General features: G+C 33.7%; 24 protein-coding genes and 2 riboswitches. Of the genes, 10 read left to right on the top strand and 14 right to left on the bottom strand.

Annotated elements, in window-relative coordinates; translation table 11 throughout:
- Positions 1 to 183: 183 nt before the first annotated feature.
- The 7 genes from thiE to UtA1_RS11020 all read right to left on the bottom strand — a co-directional run bounded on the left by thiE (position 184) and on the right by UtA1_RS11020 (position 7,759).
- Positions 184 to 810, bottom strand: a complete 627-nt coding sequence (gene thiE, locus UtA1_RS11050; RefSeq protein ID WP_016837843.1) for a thiamine phosphate synthase — start codon at positions 808 to 810, stop codon at positions 184 to 186.
- Entirely contained in the window at positions 803 to 1,618 is an 816-nt protein-coding gene (gene thiD / locus UtA1_RS11045) for a bifunctional hydroxymethylpyrimidine kinase/phosphomethylpyrimidine kinase (protein WP_096551053.1), read from the bottom strand. The genes thiE and thiD overlap by 8 nt, the downstream gene beginning before the upstream one ends.
- Positions 1,619 to 1,620: 2 nt before the next feature.
- Positions 1,621 to 2,367 (bottom strand): hydroxyethylthiazole kinase, encoded by a 747-nt coding sequence (gene thiM / locus UtA1_RS11040; protein WP_016837841.1) that lies wholly within the window; start codon positions 2,365 to 2,367, stop codon positions 1,621 to 1,623.
- 79 nt (positions 2,368 to 2,446) lie between these two features.
- Positions 2,447 to 2,548, bottom strand: a riboswitch (TPP riboswitch).
- Positions 2,549 to 2,612: 64 nt separating this feature from the next.
- Positions 2,613 to 2,715: riboswitch (TPP riboswitch) on the bottom strand.
- A 139-nt stretch (positions 2,716 to 2,854) separates the two neighbouring features.
- Positions 2,855 to 3,508, bottom strand: coding sequence for a reverse transcriptase-like protein (locus tag UtA1_RS11035; RefSeq protein ID WP_016837840.1), 654 nt, complete (start codon positions 3,506 to 3,508; stop codon positions 2,855 to 2,857).
- Between the two features lie 813 nt (positions 3,509 to 4,321).
- Complete coding sequence (locus UtA1_RS11030) at positions 4,322 to 5,116, bottom strand: carbonic anhydrase (protein ID WP_016837838.1); 795 nt, start codon at positions 5,114 to 5,116, stop codon at positions 4,322 to 4,324.
- A 226-nt stretch (positions 5,117 to 5,342) separates the two neighbouring features.
- Positions 5,343 to 6,107, bottom strand: coding sequence for a YqhG family protein (locus UtA1_RS11025; protein WP_096551051.1), 765 nt, complete (start codon positions 6,105 to 6,107; stop codon positions 5,343 to 5,345).
- A 41-nt stretch (positions 6,108 to 6,148) separates the two neighbouring features.
- Positions 6,149 to 7,759 carry a DEAD/DEAH box helicase gene (locus UtA1_RS11020; protein WP_050988838.1) on the bottom strand — a complete coding sequence of 537 codons (1,611 nt, stop codon included), beginning with the start codon at positions 7,757 to 7,759 and terminating at the stop codon, positions 6,149 to 6,151.
- 138 nt (positions 7,760 to 7,897) lie between these two features.
- On the opposite strand from UtA1_RS11020, the gene UtA1_RS11015 reads away from it, so the two are divergent.
- Genes UtA1_RS11015 through UtA1_RS17200 form a run of 3 tightly spaced genes read left to right on the top strand, consistent with a single transcriptional unit; the run spans position 7,898 to position 8,863 of the window.
- Positions 7,898 to 8,398 carry a hypothetical protein gene (locus UtA1_RS11015; protein WP_016837835.1) on the top strand — a complete coding sequence of 167 codons (501 nt, stop codon included), beginning with the start codon at positions 7,898 to 7,900 and terminating at the stop codon, positions 8,396 to 8,398.
- 55 nt (positions 8,399 to 8,453) lie between these two features.
- On the top strand, positions 8,454 to 8,660 hold the full coding sequence (locus UtA1_RS11010; protein WP_096551049.1) for a hypothetical protein: 207 nt from the start codon (positions 8,454 to 8,456) through the stop codon (positions 8,658 to 8,660).
- Between the two features lie 41 nt (positions 8,661 to 8,701).
- Positions 8,702 to 8,863, top strand: coding sequence for a hypothetical protein (locus UtA1_RS17200; protein WP_168412189.1), 162 nt, complete (start codon positions 8,702 to 8,704; stop codon positions 8,861 to 8,863).
- Positions 8,864 to 9,038: 175 nt separating this feature from the next.
- On the opposite strand, the gene UtA1_RS11005 is transcribed toward UtA1_RS17200, so the two are convergent.
- A complete protein-coding gene (locus UtA1_RS11005) occupies positions 9,039 to 10,154 on the bottom strand; it encodes an IS4 family transposase (RefSeq protein WP_096549683.1) in 1,116 nt (371 codons plus the stop codon).
- A 244-nt stretch (positions 10,155 to 10,398) separates the two neighbouring features.
- Between UtA1_RS11005 and UtA1_RS17195 the strand changes: the two genes are divergently transcribed.
- The 5 genes from UtA1_RS17195 to UtA1_RS10995 all read left to right on the top strand — a co-directional run bounded on the left by UtA1_RS17195 (position 10,399) and on the right by UtA1_RS10995 (position 12,577).
- Positions 10,399 to 10,539, top strand: a complete 141-nt coding sequence (locus UtA1_RS17195) for a hypothetical protein (protein WP_172597785.1) — start codon at positions 10,399 to 10,401, stop codon at positions 10,537 to 10,539.
- A 174-nt stretch (positions 10,540 to 10,713) separates the two neighbouring features.
- Complete coding sequence (locus UtA1_RS11000; protein WP_096551047.1) at positions 10,714 to 11,322, top strand: hypothetical protein; 609 nt, start codon at positions 10,714 to 10,716, stop codon at positions 11,320 to 11,322.
- Between the two features lie 275 nt (positions 11,323 to 11,597).
- Positions 11,598 to 11,720 carry a hypothetical protein gene (locus UtA1_RS17840; protein WP_016837830.1) on the top strand — a complete coding sequence of 41 codons (123 nt, stop codon included), beginning with the start codon at positions 11,598 to 11,600 and terminating at the stop codon, positions 11,718 to 11,720.
- A gap of 70 nt (positions 11,721 to 11,790) precedes the next feature.
- Positions 11,791 to 11,913, top strand: coding sequence for a hypothetical protein (locus tag UtA1_RS17835; RefSeq protein ID WP_016837829.1), 123 nt, complete (start codon positions 11,791 to 11,793; stop codon positions 11,911 to 11,913).
- A gap of 499 nt (positions 11,914 to 12,412) precedes the next feature.
- The gene (locus tag UtA1_RS10995) at positions 12,413 to 12,577 is read left to right on the top strand and encodes an aspartyl-phosphate phosphatase Spo0E family protein (RefSeq protein ID WP_016837828.1); all 165 of its coding nucleotides are present in this window, start codon (positions 12,413 to 12,415) and stop codon (positions 12,575 to 12,577) included.
- Between the two features lie 117 nt (positions 12,578 to 12,694).
- On the opposite strand, the gene UtA1_RS10990 is transcribed toward UtA1_RS10995, so the two are convergent.
- Both UtA1_RS10990 and UtA1_RS10985 read right to left on the bottom strand, forming a co-directional pair.
- Positions 12,695 to 13,468 carry a metallophosphoesterase gene (locus UtA1_RS10990; RefSeq protein ID WP_016837827.1) on the bottom strand — a complete coding sequence of 258 codons (774 nt, stop codon included), beginning with the start codon at positions 13,466 to 13,468 and terminating at the stop codon, positions 12,695 to 12,697.
- Between the two features lie 200 nt (positions 13,469 to 13,668).
- A complete protein-coding gene (locus tag UtA1_RS10985; RefSeq protein WP_096550413.1) occupies positions 13,669 to 14,871 on the bottom strand; it encodes a transposase in 1,203 nt (400 codons plus the stop codon).
- Between the two features lie 504 nt (positions 14,872 to 15,375).
- Here UtA1_RS10985 and proB point away from each other — a divergent pair.
- Together proB and UtA1_RS10975 are read left to right on the top strand one after the other, a co-directional pair.
- Entirely contained in the window at positions 15,376 to 16,461 is a 1,086-nt protein-coding gene (proB, locus tag UtA1_RS10980) for a glutamate 5-kinase (protein WP_096551045.1), read from the top strand.
- A 29-nt stretch (positions 16,462 to 16,490) separates the two neighbouring features.
- Entirely contained in the window at positions 16,491 to 17,756 is a 1,266-nt protein-coding gene (locus UtA1_RS10975) for a glutamate-5-semialdehyde dehydrogenase (RefSeq protein ID WP_016837825.1), read from the top strand.
- 147 nt (positions 17,757 to 17,903) lie between these two features.
- Here UtA1_RS10975 and UtA1_RS10970 read toward each other — a convergent pair whose 3' ends face one another.
- From UtA1_RS10970 to UtA1_RS10955, 4 genes are all read right to left on the bottom strand, one after another.
- Positions 17,904 to 18,236 (bottom strand): YqzG/YhdC family protein, encoded by a 333-nt coding sequence (locus tag UtA1_RS10970; protein WP_016837824.1) that lies wholly within the window; start codon positions 18,234 to 18,236, stop codon positions 17,904 to 17,906.
- Positions 18,237 to 18,462: 226 nt separating this feature from the next.
- Positions 18,463 to 19,836, bottom strand: a complete 1,374-nt coding sequence (gene argH, locus UtA1_RS10965; RefSeq protein ID WP_096551043.1) for an argininosuccinate lyase — start codon at positions 19,834 to 19,836, stop codon at positions 18,463 to 18,465.
- 177 nt (positions 19,837 to 20,013) lie between these two features.
- Complete coding sequence (locus UtA1_RS10960) at positions 20,014 to 21,222, bottom strand: argininosuccinate synthase (protein WP_096551041.1); 1,209 nt, start codon at positions 21,220 to 21,222, stop codon at positions 20,014 to 20,016.
- Positions 21,223 to 21,390: 168 nt separating this feature from the next.
- On the bottom strand, positions 21,391 to 22,143 hold the full coding sequence (locus tag UtA1_RS10955; protein WP_096551039.1) for an SDR family NAD(P)-dependent oxidoreductase: 753 nt from the start codon (positions 22,141 to 22,143) through the stop codon (positions 21,391 to 21,393).
- Positions 22,144 to 22,215 lie beyond the last annotated feature (72 nt).

Here is a 22,215-nt window from a genome sequence, read left to right as displayed (position 1 = left end):
GCAAAAAAAAGACATGGTGGTAGCCTTGTTGACAGACTCCACCATGTTTTGCTCCATATTCAAATACGTTTACTATTATAAACGAATTATATTATTATGTAAATTCCTTTTTTTCAGTTTATTTTTAAATTTTGTTATTCTATTTTGAGAAAAGTTACGATAGAATTACTTATTGTTATGATGTTACTTTCCCTTAAATTGCTGGACTGTCTGACTGCGATTATTGCTATTGCATATAGCGGAAATGACTGCTACTCCGTCAGCTCCTGCTTCTAATACCATATGTGCATTGAATGGAGTAATCCCTCCAATTCCGACAATTGGGAAATTCGGATACATTTTCCTTGCGTCCTTTAAAAAATCAACCCCAGCTGGCTTTTTGGCATCAGGCTTCGATTTCGTCTCGAAAATTGGACCAATCCCTACATAATCTGCCCCTCCTTCGACAGCTTTCACCATTTCTTCTTTATTATGAACGGAAACACCAATTATTTTGTGTTGAAACTTTTCGCGAATTTCTTCTATCGGTGTATCATCTTGACCAACGTGAATGCCATCTGCGTCGATTTTTAATGCAAGATCCACATCATCATTCACAATAAAAGGAACTCCATATTGCTTACAAAGGGATCGACATGCTCTTGCAAATTGTTCTAATTCTTTTCCCATTAACGGTTCATTTCCTTTTTCCCTTAGTTGAAAAATCGTAATACCTGCTTTTAAAGCATCTTCTAGCACTGATAGCGGGGACTCATTATTACAATTTTCCGTACCCATTATGAAGTAAACAGCTAAATCCGTTCTATTCAACAATTTCCACCTCTACTTTAGCACCAAAACGGTGAGCAAAGTGATTTGTTGGGCCATGTCCACGTCCGATATTTAGTGGATTTTCAATTGCCATTTGAACAAATTTTTTCGCTTCGATAACGGACTCTTTTAACGAAAGCCCCTTACCTAAATTTGCTGTAATAGCTGCAGAAAAAGTACACCCTGTTCCATGGGTATGTTTCGTATCAATTCGTTTTGATTTTAATTGAAAGAAAGAGCCGTCTTGAAAAAAGACCGTATCAACAGCAGATGGACCTTCCAAATGTCCGCCTTTCATTACTACACAATTAACACCAAGTTGCAAAATCTTTGCTGCTGCTTGTTGAATGTCATCTGCTGTTTCAATTTTCATACCTGTGATTGTCTCAGCTTCTGGAATATTAGGCGTTAATACGGTTGCTATTGGCAATAATTCATTTTTCATCGCTTGTACGGCCTCTTCTTGCAATAACGCTTGCCCACCTTTTGCAATCATCACTGGATCAACGACTATTTGAATATTTTTATCTATTAAATTTTTTGCAATCGTTTTAATAATATCTGCAGAAAATAACATACCTGTTTTTAATGCTTTCACTTCAAAATCTTGTAAAACTGTATTCAATTGTTGTTCCACAAATTCAGACGTTGCAGGATAAATACCTTCTACGCCTAATGTATTTTGAGCAGTCAATGCGGTAATGACAGATGTACCAAAAACATTTAGCTCCTGAAATGTTTTTAAATCCGCTTGAATGCCAGCTCCCCCGCCGCTATCTGAACCAGCAATTGTCAAGACAATATTCACAGTTATTCACCTCTTGAAATTTGATGTAATCCATTTAATATTTCAACTTGGAAGGAACCAAGGTATTTTTCTTTCGAAGCATTTTCAGCGACTTTTTTATAGTCAGCTAATACATTTCGAATATTTTCAAGTTTTCCTCCATCCAACGTTAATGCTGCAGCACAAATAGCACTTAATAAACAACCTGTTCCTGTAACTTGAGTCATTAACTCATGGCCACCACTAACTGGATAGTGTTCTATACCGTCAGTCACGAAATCTTCTTTTCCAGATACAGCGACAATTGCACCATACTTTTGAGCAGTTTCCTTAGCAACAAGGGTAATATCCATTTCTCCTTCTCCACTATCAACTCCTTTTGCTTGCCAATTAATTCCCGCAATTGCTGCTAATTCTCCAGCATTACATCGGATTAAATCAAATTTAATCTCTTTTAATAAATTTTTTGTAATTTCTTTACGATATGTTGTAGCCCCCGCCCCGACAGGATCAAGCACGACAGGAATGTTTAGTTCATTTGCTTTTTTGCCAGCTAATATCATTGCTTCTACTGAATTTTTATTTAATGTACCAATATTAATTAATAATCCGTTTGCAATAGCGACCATGTCTTCTACATCCAATGGCTCATCTGACATAACTGGTGAAGCTCCAATTGCAAGCAAACCATTTGCAGTAAAATTCGTTACAACGGTATTTGTAATACAATGAATTAATGGATTTTTTTTTCTTATTTTGATTAAGCTCATATATATCCTCCTATAATTGTAAAAATTTATGTAAAGAAAAAAGCTCCTTTGCACGGCGCAAAAGAGCTTTGAAAATAGAACACAATCTTTCATTGCTCCCTACGGCAGTGCTAACTGCATCAGGTTCTAAGGGTTAGGTGATATCACCTTCTCAGGCACTTGGCCACCCCTGCAATTATCATATGAAATAAAAAAACTCTCCAAGTTTGGAGAGCAACAATACACATAATCATAATAAAATTCATACGATAAGGTATTTTGCTCCCTACGGCAGTACTAGCTGCATCAGGTTCTAAGGGTTAGGTGATATCACCTTCTCAGGCACTTAGGCCACCCCTGCAAAATTTAATAATTTTTTTGTTGTTATGAAAATTATAACACATTTTCATTTTATTTTTTCAAATAATTTAATAGAATTTAAAAAGATTGCTAGATAAAACAGCTAAATCACTTAAATTCTAGATTGAATGTCACAAGTTTTTCTCGATTAATCTAACTCTATTTTTCCTTCAATTATGGTATTATTCAATGCTTGAGTTGCTAATCGATCGACTTCTTCATTCCCTTTTCGCGAAACTAATTTAAATTCAGATTTGATTCCTAGTTGATTTAATTTTTCATCAATTTTATTCGCCCAATTTGTTAATTCTTTTTCATAAATAGGCCATTCTCCACTCATTTGATTAATAACAACCTGTGAATCACCAATGAATCGAACAGTTTGATGATGAACGCCTATCATTTCTAACTCTAGAATACTTCCGTATAAAGCCGCATATTCCGCTTCATTATTAGATTTTAAGCCAAGTTGCATTAAATTTTTTCTAGTTCGATAAGATTTTCCGTTTTGTTCAAAATATATGGCAAATCCTAAACCGGCTTTTTGACTTTCTAAATCATAACCACCATCAAAATACACTGTCACATTGGATGGCTCAGTTTCGATTTCCTTTAAATATTTTTTTATTTCTTTAACAGACCATGTACTGTCATATTGATCAATAAAGGTCATATGTTTTACTTTTCCGGTTTTCTTTAATTCTTCTGCAATCAATAGGGCTTGAACTGGCGGCATTTCATCTGATCGAAAAGTTGTTTCCAATCCTTTATGATGATACGTCCATTCAATGGTTATTTTCATGAATATAACCTCCCTGTTCCTGTTTACTTCAACAATTCGATATGTGCACTAATGTAGGCTTTGGTTTTTAATTTTTTTTATGAAATGTAATCGAACATAACGAAACTTCAATCGCTTAATTCGATTATACATGATACGAAAAGATGAGCGGATGTTTGAATAATCTTCAATGAAATCGAGAATGACATGTTCAATCATAATGAAGAACCATAATGTAAGGAAAAGAACAAGGATTACACCATCAAATAATTTTGTGACTATCAAGTAATATGAATAGAAGAAGTATTTAATCGTTATAAAGATGAAGCTAACTGTGATGATAACTATTGGAATATATCGAAACAACAAAGTTTTTTTTGTGAAAACCATAAGGAGAAAACTTACAATACAACAAATCAAGACAAATATTACAGTTAACATATTAATAATCATTCAATTCACCTCACTATGCAACTGGATGAAGGAAATTACCACTTTTTTAGTTATTTTTTTCCTTTAATAACAAAAATATTCAATAACGTGAGGCATTTTTAAAACAGTAATCATAAAACGATTTATGAGCTTAATTAACACAAAAAGGAGCGATACCGCCCCTTTTTCTTTAACCATTTAAAAAATTCAAAATAATCAACCTGTAGAATCACTCCCTCACTTTATTACTACAGCTGATTAAAACATGAATGCTCAGAAAGTAGATGAGAAACAAATTGTTCTACAACTTTGCTGTATTGAACCATAAAATATTCAACATATTTATAAAGTGCTTTTCAATGTCAATCGTTCACATGGTTTGAGGAAATATCTTTAGGATATTTAATTGATAGTTATTTTAAAAATTTTCCTGTCATTCGTTGGTTGTATAGGTCGATTCGTATGACCGAAAACATCTCTAAACATTGTAATTTGTTCAATTGAAAATTCGATTGGCTCTTCAAATACAATCCAGTCAACCCCTTCTTTACAAGGAGGTGTCGTCAAAGAACCGGAATAGTAATACCCTTCCCTTACTTCAGGAATTAATTGTAATAAATTGAATGAATCCATTTCTTTTTCATTCATATTTTCATCTTGTATAAACTTCCATATTTCTTTAATTGCTTCGTTTTCTTCTCCAGATTTTATAAATACCGCTATTACAGCATGGTCGCCTTTTTCATTTTCGTGTACGAGATGTAATTCCATATCATAGTTTTGATTTTCGATTTGATGTTCACTTGGTAAATGGAAATGGAAGGAATGAAATTTGTATTGTTCATTATCAACCGAAATAAAACTTGTATTCGATTTCGAATATACTTTAAACTGATTTCTTTGTTTTATTAGTACAACAGGTTCCTTTTCATAATGTATGTTGATTTTTGGGGCATCTTCAAGAAGAACATTCTTGTATTCAATTTGTATAGGTGATTGCATTGTTCCTTTTTCACAAGCATGAACTTCTAATTCTTTTGAAATCTTTTTTTCTTCATCAGTATAAGAAACTTCTTTGAATGTATAGTCATTTTCTCCTGGTGATTGTTCAATAGTTGATTTTTGATAAGATAGATAACCAACTACACCAAGGCACAATGATAGCAAAAAAATCACAATATAATAGTTTAACTTCATCAATATTCCCCACCCATTTTTCCATTTTTTATTTAACTTAACCAAATAGATGATTGATTTATACTTCGGTCATGCTATATAGCACCATTCCCTTGTTTATAAACTTAATAGAGCTTGATTAAAAATACATACTTGCATGAGTGGGGAGCGGAGAGTCCAAGCCGCAAAAAAATAGTAGTACTTACCATAGCTTTGGTTAGTACTACGAAAATTAGAATGATTTCATTTATTTTAAGTAAAACAGTCCCCCGCTAACGATTTCAATTTTAATTCGAGGTTGAAATCGCTCTTCTAACGCTTTTTTCTCTATTTCATAAATTTCTGGTTTGTTTTCTACATCTTCATAAAAATGATCTAATATTTCTTGTTCCCTTTTCCATCGTTTTTTTGCCTCATCCGCCCAAGATAAATCATCATTTGCAATATAATTTTCAATTGCTGTTTCCAAACGTTCAATCGCCCTCATTGGAGAAACAATATAAGGTAGGCAATATGCGTTTTTTGGCAATTCATCCGTTAACTGCAACGCACATAATATATCTTGGAAGTCACTTTTGACGCTGCCATGAATTAAGTTAATTCCTAAAGAAAAGAGCAATTCCTTTGTTTGGTCTGTATGATAAGAAACTTTAAAATTTGCACCAATCCATGGAAATAAACTTGCTCCCTCAATATTCTCATACATTTGAACAAAACAGCCTAAGTCTTTCGTGGCTTGAAAAATTTGATGCATTCGCATCGACCCATAATGAATATATTCACCACGAATGTTTAAATTCTCTTTTTGTTTCGTAATAAAGGTTACTTTTAATGGGTTTGGCTCTCCTTTTGTACTTTCAATAAATTGCCAATAAAAAGGACGATTCATTATACGTTTATCAATATCAGCTGTTAATTGAACAGTTAAATAATCGGATGTTTCATCTTCAATTTTACAATTTGTCTCTATAAAAAATGTTCGTAAATAATGATGGATTTGTTCAGCTATCATTCTTTTGCTCCTCCCAATTCGAGAAGTTTGCATTGGAAAATTTATGTGAAGCCTAACTGATCTTCTAACCCGAAATCTTCAAAATGGAAATTTGGCACAAAACTTGGAGAATTGTATATTGGCTCTTCCACTTTGTTTGATAAGATATCATCTATTTCTCCCACAACTTTTTCAAAGACATCGATTTTATTTGTTAATAAGTCGATGATGCGATCTTCAATTGTATTTTGAATAGCTAAATTGTAAATATATACATCTGATTGTTGACCAAAACGGTGTACCCGGCCAATTCGTTGCTCAATTTTCATGGGATTCCAAGGTAAATCAAAATTTACAACATGATGGCAAAATTGAAGGTTAATCCCCTCGCCACCTGATTCTGTTGCTATTAATACGTCAGCGTAATCTTTGAATAATTGCCTCATCCAATCTCGCTTATTTTTACTAAACTTTCCGTTAAACAACACACTTTTAATTCCTTTTTGATATAAATACCATTGTAAATAGTGTTGTGTTGCTCTATATTCGGTAAAAATAATGACTTTATCTTTTGCCTTTTGAATAATTTCATAAGTTTTTTCTGCTTTTGAATTGATTTCTAAATTGGACATTTTCTCTATAATTTCTTCTATATAATCTATTTCATCTCTACTTTGCATCTTCTCTTTCATTTTCACTAATGTTAAATATGCTGCTTCTTTACTCGAGCACATTTCTTTTAATAGTGTTGTCATAGCAAAAGAATTGGCAAATACACTTGTGCGTTCCTTTAATTGTTGAATCATTTCGTAAACTTCTTTTTCTTCATCAGTAAATTGAATTGGAATTGTTTCAACATGTCTGCCAACCCACTCAATGCCCGTATCTTGCCGACGATTTCGAATCATCACTTGATTCACTAATTCTTTTAAGTATTCATCTTCCTGTAAGCCATTTTTCCCTTTTTTGAAATATGATTGGAAACTTTCTACATTTCCTAAGTGACCAGGTTTTAATAAGGAAACGAGATAAAAAATTTCAAAAATGTTATTTTGAATTGGTGTAGCAGTTAGCAATAAACAAAATTTCTTCTTTAATCCTTGTACAAATTGATATGATTGCGTTTTATTGTTTTTTAATTTGTGAGCTTCATCAATAATAATCATGTCATAGTTCTGTTCGTAAATCTTTTCCCGATATGGACTCCGTTTAGCCATATCCATACTCATGACAACAAAATCATATTGTTCGAAGGGAACATTCTTTTTTCGACAACCAATGGCAGGAATAAAAAATTTTGCGTTCAGTTCATCAACCCACTGAGTAAGTAATGATGCCGGCACTAAGATTAATGCTTTTTTTACCAGTCCTCTTAGAATATATTCCTTCAAAATTAAACCAGCTTCTATCGTTTTTCCAAGTCCAACTTCGTCCGCTAATATTGCCTTTCCATTCATTTTTTCAATAACCGTTCTTGCTGCATCTATTTGATGTTCGAGAAATTGTATGTTTGTTAAAAATTTCGGAGCTTGTAAACCTGAAAAATCTGTAATTAATTGATCTTTTACGACCTCATAAGCCATTTTGTATAGCATCCAATTATCCCAAGGGCCTCCCTTTTCAAGGCGACGTGCAAACTCCTCTTTCCATTCTGAGGATTTTTGAATCATCATGTCAGTTCACCTCTCTTATTGTTCATTAGGTTGTCCAAAATTTATAAACATATGATGATTCTATTGCCAATAAACCAACATTTTAGGATAAAAATTTTTCCCTTTCGCAAAATAAAAATTAGAAGCGAGGAGAAAGAAATGAAAAAATGGTTGTTCATCATCTTAATTGGAATATTTCTTTTGATTATTTTTTTTCCTGGATATTTTACGGATTATTCTCAATCTAAAGAATTTGAAGCATTGTATGAAACATTAGACGATAAATTTTTTCCTTTAGTAGATTGTATTAGTGATCACCTTAGTAAATCAGAAGAGAAAATGAATCAATTGCAATTTACAACGTTTTATGTATTAGAAGGAGGTATGGAAGAAAATTTAGAAATGCAACAAAAAATAGTTGAGTTGAAGAGTGAATTAATGAATTTTAATGTTCAATATCCAGATACCATTGCATTAAAAGAAAATGTTATTCAGCAATTGAACGTGTTAAAAAAATTGCTTGAAAAAATGTATAACGCACCACCCAATCTAGATGTAATGAACTTTCAGATGTTTCAAAATGAATATGAGAAAGATATTGAAATTCAATCACAATTGTTAGAAAAAATGGATTATATTTTAGAAAAAAATTACGAGTAAGTTCCAATTATAAAATAACCCGATAAGAGCAAATTAGGGCTAGGAGGTGAAGAATATGAGCAAAAATAATAAGAAAACGATTAACGAAAGAACTCACAATCCATTTGAAACTTATAAACACTTGCATAAAAACACAACTAGTCATGCTGAAAATCCAGAAGATCCAACAGTGGAAATTTCAGAAGAATTCGATTCAAAAGTAAAAAATAAAAACAATAAAACAAATCACGATAAAACTCAAAAAGCAAATAAAAATATTTAACCCTTTCTTTTTAATTCTCCTGTCCATTTGGAGGTTATCAAATGAATAAAAATCAAATTATTTTCATGAACCAGTCCCACCGCAACTTTAATATGTACATTGGTCATAAGGAAAAATTCGATTTTTTTAAAGATGTTATGTCAAAACAGCCTCCTACAGAAGATGAAAAAATTATTTCCCTTGATAATTATTTAAAAAAATAATTGTTAACTTTGTGAAAAATATTTTATGACATTAGCATTGCATAAATATAGTTAGAATTTTCTGTTAATTAATTTTTGTGAATTTGTGCCAAAAAGACAAAACCTAAAGAAAGGTGGCACTGCCCATTTGGTAAATATATACAGTTAAACCAGAGCGACAACGACAAAAGGGAGATTATGGACTGGCTCGCCCATCAAATTTTCGCAACCAAACATAAGCTGGTTTCCACAGAGCTCTCTTTAACCAACGAGTAATTCGAAGTAGAGATTTCTTACTTTTCATCTCCAATTGAATGAGAACATGTAAGCAATACGTGATAAGGGCTAAGAAAATTTGATTTTGAATAGCTGTTTCACTCATTCCATAAAAGTGCTTAATTTCTACGTGTTGCTTGAGCCATTTGAAAAAGAGTTCAATAGCCCAGCGAGATCGGTAAATATCACTTATCTCTTCTGGTTTTAAATCAAATCGGTTGGTGATGAAACGAAGTAAGTTCCCTTTTGTGTCCATAACTTCTAGTAGACGAAAGACATTTTCAGTACGATTTTGTGTGGTACCAATGTAGACCATTTTATCGGATAGAACGTGACAATCATCAGGAAGTGAAAATGTATAGACTTCACGAATGACTGCGTTTTTCTTCAGTCTTGAAACGAAGAAATAGCCATCATCTGTCATCCGATCAAAACGTTCATAGTCCACATAACCGCGGTCAAACACATACATGGCTTCTTTATCATCCACTAGGACTTCGAGTTGATTTCGGTCATGTTCTTTTGCTGTCGTAATCACTGCTTTTTCAGGATAGACGGTGTCTTTATCCATGAAAACGAGCCGTAAGTGTAGCTTTACACCAGCTTTTGTTTTACGGAATTTTGCCCATTTATAATTGGTCAAATTCAACGGGAGTGTACTTGAATCAATGATTTTCAGTGGCATATTCTTTCCGGTTTTATAATGGTACCGTTGAATTTTCCAAACAAGATCCAAGAACAAATTTGCAAGAATTAGTGGGTTGATCTGATTGTTTTTTCGGGATAGCTGAGAGGCACTTATCGATTCAAATCCGAGTGCTTTTTGAAGATCTTCGTCTACAAGTGCATCACTCATTTCCTCTAAGCTCTTAAATTCGAGCAGCTGGGCTACCAATAAAAGTTTAATATAGGCTTCTGTTGTCAGCTTTTTTGTGTAATAGTCCTGTTTCAATTCTTTGACTTGTTCGCTAAGTTTTTGAATATTTATGGGTGAAACCCATTTACCAAATGATGAAATTAGTGTATTCTTGTCCATAACGTTTATCCTTTACGATTGGATTTGGACAGGAACCACCTGTACTTCCATTGTAAAGGATTTTTTTGTTTCGAAATCAATAAAAAATTGAACATTCTTAGTATTTTGAATCATCAGATTTAATTAGTGCAATGCTAGTGATTTTATGAATAAAATGAGAAATACTTCACTAATCGTTTCTTTATGTGATTGAAAAGGAGTACAATGAAATCAAAGTTGATATATAAATATAATGGAGGCGTTAATGATGTGGGTCGTCACACTATTTGAGGAAGAAAATTTCCGCATTTATGAATTCGAAACGAAAGAAGAAGCAGTTAAAGCTATGGAAGAGTTACAATTGCCAGCAATCCTTTCCTTCACAAACTTGACTCTTGTAGCTTAAGTCATTTTCATAAATATTAGCAATCATTATTCGGAGCAAATAATGCTCCTTTTTTTTATGCTTTTTCTTGCTGAATATACCAATAAACGTCACTTTTTTATTTGCGAATTTTGGGAACGATAAAAGTGTAAGGTTAAAAATATTGAAAGCTAAAATCTTTGTGAGGTGATCAACATGAAAAAAAGATTTTATCTATTCACTTTCCTTTTAACCTTTGGACTTTTATTGTTCCCTTTAGGAGCAGAAGCTCATTATCATTCAAAATTTTTACAGGAATATGAACAGTTGGATAATGAAAAAAAGCAACAAGTGGATAAAATCTTAAATGATTTGCATTCTGAATTAGAAAATTTAGGTGTGAAAATTCCGCATTTAAATGCACATCTAACCTATTCTCAATTAAATGAAGAAACGAAAGAACAAGTAAAACAAATTATTAAGGAATTAGAAGAAGGTAAAATTACTTCTGAACAGGCAGATGAAAAACTGTATAATTTAGGCGTCATCTCCCCTAAAGATGAGAAATGTAAAATTTACGATGGACTAGATGAGGGAACAAAGCAAAAGGTAAAGGAAATTATGAAACAAATGAAAAGTGGATCCATTACGAAAGAGCAAGCAGAAGAAAAATTAAAGGAATTGGGCGTTGAAATGCCAAAAGAACCACAATTAGATGAAGAGACAAAAGAAAAAGTGAAACAAATTGTTGAAGAAGCGGAAAAAGAATTCGAAAATTTAGGTATTGAATTTCCAAAAGAATTTTATAAACGTATTCTTGAATAAATTGTACCAACAATCCAGCGAATTGTTACATTTTCGCTGGATTTTAAACTAATAGTAAATTTTATTAATAAAATGTATATTCATAAATTTTTGTAAATTTCTGATGAAAACGTCATCATATTGAACAATTTGTGAAATAATTCACTTTCTATTTTCTTTCTCATATATTAGGTGTACAATGAATTTGAAATTGATATATAACAATTTAACTGTTTATTAGAAAGCAGCAAATTGTTATATAACAAAATTATTTTGTGAAGGAGTTTGATCCCAAGATGTGGGTGCTTACTGTATTTGAAAAAAATTCTTATCGTATCTTTGAATTTATTGAAAAAAATGAAGCAACATTAGCACTTCAAAAATTCGGTCATTCAGCGTACTTGTCCTATACAAAATAATGAGTAGTTATAGTCATTGACAATAGATTATAAATAAATTATTTCTTGGTAAATTAAGGAGGCATTTTTTATGTGGGTTGTAACAGTTTTTGATGCAGACTCTTTCCGTTGTTTCGAATATGACTCTAAAGAAGAAGCAATTCGTACACTTGAAGTATATAAAAATAAAGCAATCTTATCATTCACAAATTAATGAGTATTCTTACATTTAGTCATTTAATAAAAGAGAGCCTGGCCAAAAAGAGCAAAACTTTTTGGTCAGGCTCAATTACTTATAAATATAATTCTTTCCCCTTTTAATGGTCACATCAAACGTAATCGTCGCTATTTTTCTAAGTTTGTATGCTTTGCTATCAGTCGTAAAGAGAGGCGATTCAAATCAACTTTTCAAGAGCCCAATCCTATTTAGAAATCCCCTTCTCTAATCTAAATTCATCACTTATAATCAATATCTCATCCCCTTCAACTTTGGATTTGGATGAGATTTCATTGAATTATATTATTACCTACAACAAAGATATATACCCCATTTTCTATTAGTTAATCCTATTAAATTGTGACAAATTTGTGAAAATCTATTTTTCCTCCACAATCCGACATTTTTTTTAATCTAAATAGTATACAATGAAGGAGCTTCAACACCATATATGAAAAATATCAAATTATGAACAATATTTACTGGAGGAATAAAAATGTTTAACACGCTGTATAAAAAAGTGTTAAAAGTTGTAATAGAAATAAAAAGAAAAGATATGTATCGAAAAGCACAAGAACTAGGATTCACCCATCCAAAAGTAGTAAATTGCAGCCAACAGTTAGACTATTTACTAAATAAGTATACAAAACAAGCGGCATAATTTATTAACTTAGGAATCATCCATTAAGTTAATTCGTTATTTATATAGGTTTATTATATATTTCTAAAAATACCCTTCAAAACCTTTTCTATAAGGTTTGATGGGTATTATTTTTCTTTATTTTAAAGGATTCTCTTTTGCACCTGAATAGTCTCTTTTAGCCTGAACAAATACAAATTCTTTTTCAGGATACCGATAAGCCGTTAACTTCCCTCCAAAAACAACTCCTTGATCAATATTAATTGTATTATTCATAATTAGCGGCTCTGGTTTTGGCTCATGGCCCCAAATAACAAGCAATGAACCTTTATATTGCTTATACCACTCACGACGTATTGGTTTCCCTTGTTCGTCCATGCCAGCAACATCGCCATAGCGGCAAAAATTTTTGATTCTATTGGATTCTTTACCGATAAATTCTTCTCGTATACCTGCATGCACACAAACGACTTTTGGATGCCCTTGATCTGTTAAGATATAATGTGAAGGTACGTTCATTAGTAAGTCTTTGAATTGATTTTTTAACTTTTTTGTTTTTTCTATACCATGTATTTTTTCATATTGATTAAATTCTTCTTCTACTTTTTCATCACCATGTTTTAACTGCACTTTTCTTCCATCTAGCCAACGGGCAATTTTCCAACCGTGATTACTATCAATCATATACGTGTTTACATTGTAATGTTTTAAAAAAAATTTCATCGTATCAATCGATTTTGGTCCCCTACTCATGATATCTCCAAGAGAAATAATTTTTCTCCCTTTTGGATGAGCGTATAATCCTTGTTCATTTTTTTCGTAACCTAATTGATGCAACATTTGAATCCATTCATCAAAACATGCATGGATATCTCCTATGATGTCTACTCCATTTCCTACTTCAATATACATTGATAGTTTGCCCCTTTATTTTTTAAATTTTTATAAATTATTGTATATTATTTAATGGAGCATTTTGCAAAATTAGATTTTTTGGATAAAAGTATAAAAAATAAAGCACTCGACAAATAGCTACCAGCATGTTATTTTACAAAATATTACAATAATCCTGTTTTTGGGCATACCTGCAGAATTTTTCACATTGAATTTTTTTAAGCGGCTTTCTTCCCTTTATTTTCCTTTGCCATCGCTAGCGCTGAAACAAGTAATACAATAGCGTTCAGGTAAATATGGCTCTTTACTTTCTCAATTCCCCATACATGTAGGGAGTTCGCCGTAAGGTAGCTTTTCATTCTTGAATTACAGCGTTCTACACTTGTCCTCTCGTTGTAAAGCTCTTTCCAACGTTTTGTATCACGGTGCGGATTGGAATATCGGCGCACATCCTTTTTGATGTCGACTTTTACCACCATTCCATAGTTGGAAGATGAACAGGCTGCCATTCCTAATGGGCAATCCACTTTGCCGGTTGCGTGAGGACATCTGAACTTGAGCTGGTCCTTATCAGCTCCCCAATAAGTCATTTCATAACCCATGGAACAACGCGGAGTTCCATTGGAAGAAATCCCTTCAGGAGGCTCTTTTTCGTTGCGCAAATTGAGCGGGATAATGGCTTGCGCTCCAATGTTTTTGGCTGATTCATAGTTTTTTAGTTGGTCATATCCGCCATCCATGATCAGAAATTCAATTTTGGATTTGGTACGCTCTGCCACTTGCTCGATTAATTCTGGTGCGACTTCTCCATCGTTCACATGGGCAGGGGTTACTTTTATGGCCATTGGCAGTTCGCTTGCGGTATCGACTGAAAGATGCATCTTATAGCCAAACCAGGTAATTTTATTGCCGAAGGAATCATATTTTGCGCCCCAATTGGCATTACCCGTTTGTTCACTACGCTTTTTGGGCTGTTTCTTTTCATAGGCATCAATGGCGGCACTGTCGATGGCCTGGTGGCTGCCGTCAATTATTCCTTCCTCCTGAGCTAACTGTACCAAGTCAAGGAAGATCTTTTCAGCCAGCTTTTTTTTGGTAAGTGCTGCAAAAACCCGGCTGAGAGTGGAGATAGACGGTGCGGGGCGATCAATCGATAAACCGCATTGATAACGGAAACGAAGGTCTTTATCCAATCGATGATGAAGGGCGGTAAAGGTGTCGATGCCTTCGAGTGGGGCAGCGATGAGAGCCCTTAGAATCCCTTCTCTGGAATGACCGTCAGCCCCTCGGGGTGAAGAACTTCTCAACTGTTTAGCATAAGGGCGTAAATCAAGCGAGCTAAAAAAGATAGGTAATTTCTCTTTTGACTCTAATTTTTGCAGTTCTTCAAAGGAAAATAGGCTTTCTTGTAGAATATACAAAGTGACTTCCTCCTTTTGAATTTTTTGTTGTTTCGTCACTTCAAAAATTCTACATTTTAGGGGTGAAGTCCTTTTTTATGTCTTTGAAATCCTTATGGCTCTTGGGTCAAAAAATATGCAAAATGCTCAATGAATAAAACACTTTATTCGTTAGAAATTTTTTAATTGTTGACACTTTTTAAAATTTCATGCATATTAATTAACAAATATACCACTAAATGTTTATATAGCAATCAGCTTAACGAAGATTAGTAAGCTGCACACTGTTGGAAAGAGAGCGATGTCCATAGGCTGAAAGACATCGTACAAATAAGAGCTGCTGAACCTGCTTCGCTAGCTTCTAGCTAAAACTAGACGCATGCTCAAAGCGTTATTTGAGGTAAAGTGGGATTATGTTGGCATAATCCAATTTAGGTGGTACCGCGGAAACTCCTTTTTCGCCCTAAAAATAAGGGCGAAAAAGGTTTTTTTATTTTAGTAGAAAGTTTTTAAGGATGGTTGTTGATGGAGAAGAAAAGAATTGTCGTTAAAATAGGTTCAAGTTCGCTTACAAATTCAAAGGGTGAAATTGACTATGTTAAAATGAAAGATCACGTTGACTCAATCTATCAAGTTGTCAAAGAAGGCCATGAAGTTCTTCTTGTTTCTTCTGGTGCGGTGGCGGCAGGATTTCGAAAACTAGGTTACCCTACTCGACCAGTCACTTTAAAAGGAAAACAAGCAGCTGCAGCTGTTGGTCAAAGTTTACTTATTCAACTTTATGCAGATCAATTTGCAAAATACGGAATCACAACAGCCCAAGTGCTTCTAACACGTACCGATTTTTCAAATAAAGAGCGTTATAAAAATGCTTTTGCAACTTTTAGTGAGTTGTTAGAACGTTCTATTTTGCCTATCGTAAATGAAAATGACACTGTTTCAGTGACAGAACTTACTTTTGGCGACAATGATATGCTTTCTGCCCTAGTAAGCGGGTTAGTACATGCAGATCAACTCATTATTTTGACGGATATTAACGGTTTCTATGACGATAATCCTTTAAAAAATCCAAAAGCTAAACGGATTCGTCATCTAACTGAAATTACGGATGACATGCTTCAACTAGCAAAAGGTGCTGGCTCCAAAGTGGGAACGGGAGGCATGCAATCCAAATTGCTAGCTGCTCGCACCGCTTTAAAAGCTGGTGTCAAAGTATTTATTGGAAAAGGAAGTGGACCAAATAAATTGCTCGATATTTTAAATGGTCATGGTGATGGAACGTATATTGATCGTGAACATCTAGCTATACTACCTAACCAAAAACAATGGATTTCTTTTACAGAAACAAAAGGAAAATTATTCATCGATAAAGGTGCTGAAGAAGCATTGTTATTAAGAGGAAAAAGTTTATTGCCTGCAGGGATTTTTCGAGTTGAAGGTGAATTTGACCGCGGTGATGTTGTGGAAGTCTATGGAGAATCAGGTCTGTTAGGTCGAGGAGAAGTGCTTTATTCCAGCAAAGAATTGGCTTTTGCTTGTGGTAAAAAAACCGAAGAACTTCACTCAGGATATATTGAAGTCATTCATCGAGATAAATGGGTAAAATTATAATATTTTTCTAGAATGAAGGAGGTATTTTCATGACACAATTTATGGTAGGTAGCGAAGTTAAAACAAAAGGTAAATTAGCGAAATTTGCAAGTTATTTAATGAATGTAAAAACAACAGAAGAAAAAAATGACGCATTAGCAAAAATTGCGGAACAGCTGCTTATTGAGAAAGATGCCATTCTTGAAGCAAATAAAAAAGATTTAGTAAGCGGAAAAGAAAATGGTTTAACCGATGCAGTACTAGATCGAATCATGTTAAATGAACAACGCATTCAAGCAATGTGTGAAGCTATATTTCAATTAATTTCCTTACCAGATCCAATCGGTGAAGTGTTAGAAAGTTTTACAAAAGAAAATGGATTAAAAATTGAAAAAAGACGAGTGCCGCTTGGAGTTGTATGCATGATTTACGAAGCCCGTCCAAATGTTACAGTTGATGCAGCTACATTATGTTTAAAAACTGGAAACGCTGTTATGTTGCGTGGAAGCTCATCCGCTAAACATTCCAATATAGCTCTTGTTTCATGTATACACCGTGCGTTAGAAAAATCCGCATTGCCGATTGATGCGGTTCAGTTGATTGAAGATACACGACATGAAACAGCTTCTGAATTATTCCATTTAAAAGAATATATTGATGTATTAATTCCTCGCGGCGGTAAAAAATTAATTGATTTAGTTGTAAAAGAAGCCTCTGTCCCAGTGCTTGAGACAGGAGCTGGAAATTGTCACATCTATGTCGATCAATCAGCAGACTATGAAATTGCTGAAAAAGTCATTATCAATGCGAAAACACAAAGACCTTCTGTTTGCAATGCAGCAGAAAGCTTATTAATTCACAAAGATTGGTTTAAACTGCACGGAAAAAAATTATTAACAAACTTAGAAAATGCTGGGGTTGAAATTATTGGGGACGAAAAAGTATGCGATGTGTTACCACATGCTACACTAGCATCAGACGAAGATTATGCAACGGAATATTTAAGTTTAACGATTAGTGTGAAGATTGTGAATAATGTTGATGAAGCAATAGATCATATCAATTATTATGGTACGAAACATTCGGAAGCAATTATCACAAATGATGAGAAAAGTGCTGAAATATTCTTAAACCGCGTTGATGCAACAAGCGTCTATGTAAATGCTTCCACACGCTTTACAGATGGATTTGAATTTGGGTACGGTGCAGAAATCGGAATTAGTACACAAAAACTTCACGCAAGAGGTCCAATGGGATTACCAGCTTTAACATCAACGAAATATTATATACGTGGAAATGGTCAAATTAGAGGATAAATAGTCCATCATAAAAATAACCTATCAATACAATGAAGTGTTGATAGGTTATTTTATCAATTTTGACATATTTAAGTTCTTTTCAACAGATTCAACAACATAACAAGGAGACTTGTCCAATTCTATAGAAGAATTTTGCACCAATTCTTAACGATCTGTTTCCCTATAGAGAATATCGATGACCTCTTCCGTTTCATTATCGAAAATAATATCAACATAGACGCCAAATTCACGATTGCCTTCTCTTAACCAAAGTTTAAATTTTTCCGTAGTAGTCTGATCTCCAATTTCTCTTCCGATATGGAGATAATCAATAATATTTGCTTGTGCATATTTCTCTTTTACCTTCTCCATAGCGATTCTTCCCCATTTTGCATAAGCAGGTGCAGTTTGTTGGGCATTGCTATCGGGAGAATCGGACATTATGTTGGCAACAAAGATTGTTGAAGCAATTAAGACAAGAGAAATGACGATTCTCAATGTGGTAACCTCCTTTTCCTTATTGTTTTCTATTTTGAGGAGGCTATTCATTAACACAATGACATAAAAAAGAGTCCACTGAAAAATCGTATTGAGACTCCCATTTACGGTGCTGATAATAGAAAGTTGTTTCGATTATCCCAGGAGCAAATTTATAAGAAATTATGATCATAAATAGTGAGAGTGTATAGAAAATTTTCGACCTTTCTATACACTCCCAAACAAATTAATTTAAACATGCTTTTGCTTTTTCGATTTGCACTCGAACTTGTTCAAAACCTGTCCCACCTTGAGAGAGACGACGAGAAACAGCCGCTTCAGGTTTAAGTACTTCATAAACATCTTCTTCAATCAGTTCACTTTCCGCCTTCATCTCATCTATGGACAAGTCTTGTAAGAAAATACCTTTTTGAATACAAGTAAAAACTAACTTTCCAGTCACTTCATGTGCTTTACGGAACGGCATTCCTTTTGTAGCGAGATAGTCTGCAAGTTCTGTGGCATTTGAAAAATCGCTATGTACCGCTTTGTGCAATCGTTCCGTATTAACAGTCATTGTTCGAACCATTCCTTCAAAGATCTTTAATGATCCTAAAATTGTTTGAAGAGTATCGAACATTCCTTCTTTATCTTCTTGCATATCTTTGTTATATGTTAATGGTGTTCCCTTTAACACCGTAAGTAAACCGATTAAATTCCCATATACACGACCCGTTTTTCCACGGATTAATTCTGCCATATCTGGATTTTTCTTCTGTGGCATGATGGATGATCCAGTAGAAAAGGAATCATCTAATTCGATAAATTTAAATTCATCAGTAGACCATATAATGATTTCTTCTGCAAAACGGGAAAGATGGGTCATGAGTAAAGATGAATTGGATAAAAATTCTACAATGAAGTCACGATCACTTACCGCATCCATTGAATTTTCATAAATTCTACTAAAACCTAACAAATCTGCAGTCAATTGACGATTAATTGGAAATGTTGTTCCAGCCATTGCACCTGCCCCTAAAGGTGAAATATCGATACGCTTCATTGATTCTTTAAATCGTTCTTTATCACGCTCTAACATCCAAAAATACACCATTAAATGATGGGCGAAACTAATTGGTTGTGCTCTTTGCATATGCGTATAACCAGGAGCAATTGTATCGATATGCTGCTCTGCTTTTTGTAAAATTGTTTTTTGGAAAGTTTCTATTAATTCGATTACTTCTTTTACTCGTTTCTTTAAAAATAAGTGAACGTCTGTCGCAACCTGGTCGTTGCGGCTTCGGCCAGTATGCAATTTCCCTCCAACAGGACCAATTAAATCAATCAACATTTTTTCAATGTTTAAATGGATATCTTCATTTTCAATTTTATATTCAAGCTCGCCATTTTCAGCACGCTTTTTTAATTCATTTAGTCCCCATTTAATTTTTTCCACATCTTCTTCCGGTAAAATACCTTGTACGCCGAGCATTGTTACATGAGCAAGACTTCCTTCAATATCTTCCATCACTAATTGCTGATCGAAACCAATGGACGCTCCAAATTCATCAACCCAGCTTTCTGCTGATTTTTGGAAACGGCCTCCCCAAAGTTTTGTCATTTGTTCCACCTATCCTTACTAAAAATAATGTTACAATTCATGTGAAAAAGAATAGCGAAGTAGTCTTGGTATGCTTGAGAAACCACCATTCTCAAGCACTTATTTTAAGAACAAGCCTCTTCTTCTCTAATCCTGTCTTAAAATAATCATACCTAGACCTCTTCGCACTCAACATAATTATTTACTGTTTACTTCTTTATTGTTCACTTGTGAAGCGACAACAGTTGGAAGACCCCAAAGTTCGATGAATCCAACTGCTGATGCATGATTAAATGCATCGTCTTTAGAGTAAGTAGCTAATTTTTCACTGTATAAAGAATTTGGAGATTTGCGTCCCTCAACAATTGCATGACCTTTAAATAATTTAACGCGAACTGTACCATTTACATATTTTTGCGTTTCTTTAATAAAGGCACAAAGTGCTTCACGAATTGGGTTAAACCATAAACCATCATAAATCACTTCAGAAAGTTTTTGTTCAATGATTGGTTTAAAGTGTGCTAATTCTTTTACTAATGTGATATCTTCTAATTCTTTATGAGCTGTTAAAAGAACTTTTGCACCTGGAATCTCATATACTTCACGCGATTTAATACCAACTAAACGGTTTTCAACATGATCAATGCGTCCAACACCATGTCGGCCAGCGATTTTATTTAACTCTAGAATTAAATCTGCCAATTTCATTTCTTGGCCATTTAATGCTACCGGTTTACCTTCAACAAATTCAATTTCTACATATTCTGGTGTATCTGGCGCATTTTCAATTGATACAGTTAAACCATATGCTTCTTCTGGAGGAGCTACCCAAGGATCTTCCATAACTCCTGCTTCATTTGCACGTCCCCAAAGGTTTTGGTCAATGGAGAATGGCGAATCAATTGTTGCAGGTACTGGTACGTTATGTTTTATTGCATATTCGATTTCTTCATCACGGCTCCAAGCCCATTCACGCACCGGCGCCAACACTTCCAAATTCGGATTTAATGCTTTAATAGATACTTCAAAACGAACTTGGTCGTTTCCTTTACCCGTACAGCCGTGAGCCACCGCATCCGCGTTTGTTTTGTTTGCAATCTCTACTAATTTTTTCGCAATTAATGGACGAGATAAAGCAGAGACTAATGGATATTTTTGCTCATACCAAGTATGTGCTTGTAGCGAAACAAGCGCATACTCCTCTGCAAATTCATCTTTTGCGTCAATAATATATGATTCAACAGCCCCAACTTGAAGAGCTTTCTTTTGTATAAATTCTAAATCTTTCCCTTCACCCACATCTAAACAAACAGCTACGACGTCGTAACCTTGTTCTTTTAACCAAGGAATCGCCACTGATGTATCAAGTCCACCTGAATAAGCTAAAACTACTTTTTTATTTGCCATATCAAATACTCCTTTGATAATGAATGTATTTTTATACAATTTTATAAAACTTTATACATGAATGTTATCAGATTATAATTTCAAATACAAGTGAATTTTTATAAGTTTGTAGAACATTTTATTACTTAATATAATTGTATAAAATTTAAATTTTTGCAAGATTTAAAATTATTTTTTTGTAAAGAATTTCTTACCTAATGTTTCAACAATTCTAGGGGCGACTGCATATAGCTTACTTGTAATAATTAATATTCGAGGCAAATTGATTTCTCTTGATGGCCGATCAATTAATTTTATAACTTCTTTGGCTACTTTTTCAGGACTCAATAATACCCCTTTTAGAGAATTTCTATATGAAGCTGATGATGAGGAAGCTTTATCTAAAAATGGAGTATCAATAGGTCCCGGATAAACAGCCGATACTTGTACATTGTGTGGTTCTAATTCCATTCTTAACCCGTTTGCAAATCCCGTAATTGCGTGTTTCGTTGCTGCATAAATACTCGCCTTTTTTGTTGCTACTTTCCCAGCTTGAGAACCAATAAATATAAAGTGACCAGAGCGTTTTTTTATCATTTTCGGTGATAAATTTTTCACCAAATACATTGGAGCTCTAACATTAATGTCTATCATCGCATCAATTTCTTTTTCTGAAAGTTTAAAAGCATATTCAAAAAATCCAACCCCTGCATTGATAATGGCGACATCGATATCAGGAAGTTCGCTGCATATTCGATGAATATCTTCTTTATTGCTTAAATCCCCTTTTATCACTTTTGCACCAAGTTTTAAAAGATGATTAAGCGCTTCCTCATTTCTGCCTGTTGCATATACTTCGTGTCCCCTCTTCAAGCATAATTCTGCAATCATTTTCCCTAATCCACTTGTTGCACCAGTAATAAAAATTTTTTTATTCTTCATAATCGGTATATTCCTTTCTTATTTGTTCAATTTTTTTATGATGGTATTCTATTCATGATTAATAGCAAAACA

This window comes from Ureibacillus thermosphaericus, assembly GCF_002370195.2.
Lineage (GTDB): Bacteria > Bacillota > Bacilli > Bacillales_A > Planococcaceae > Ureibacillus > Ureibacillus thermosphaericus.
This window is presented reverse-complemented; position numbering and strand designations above follow the sequence as displayed.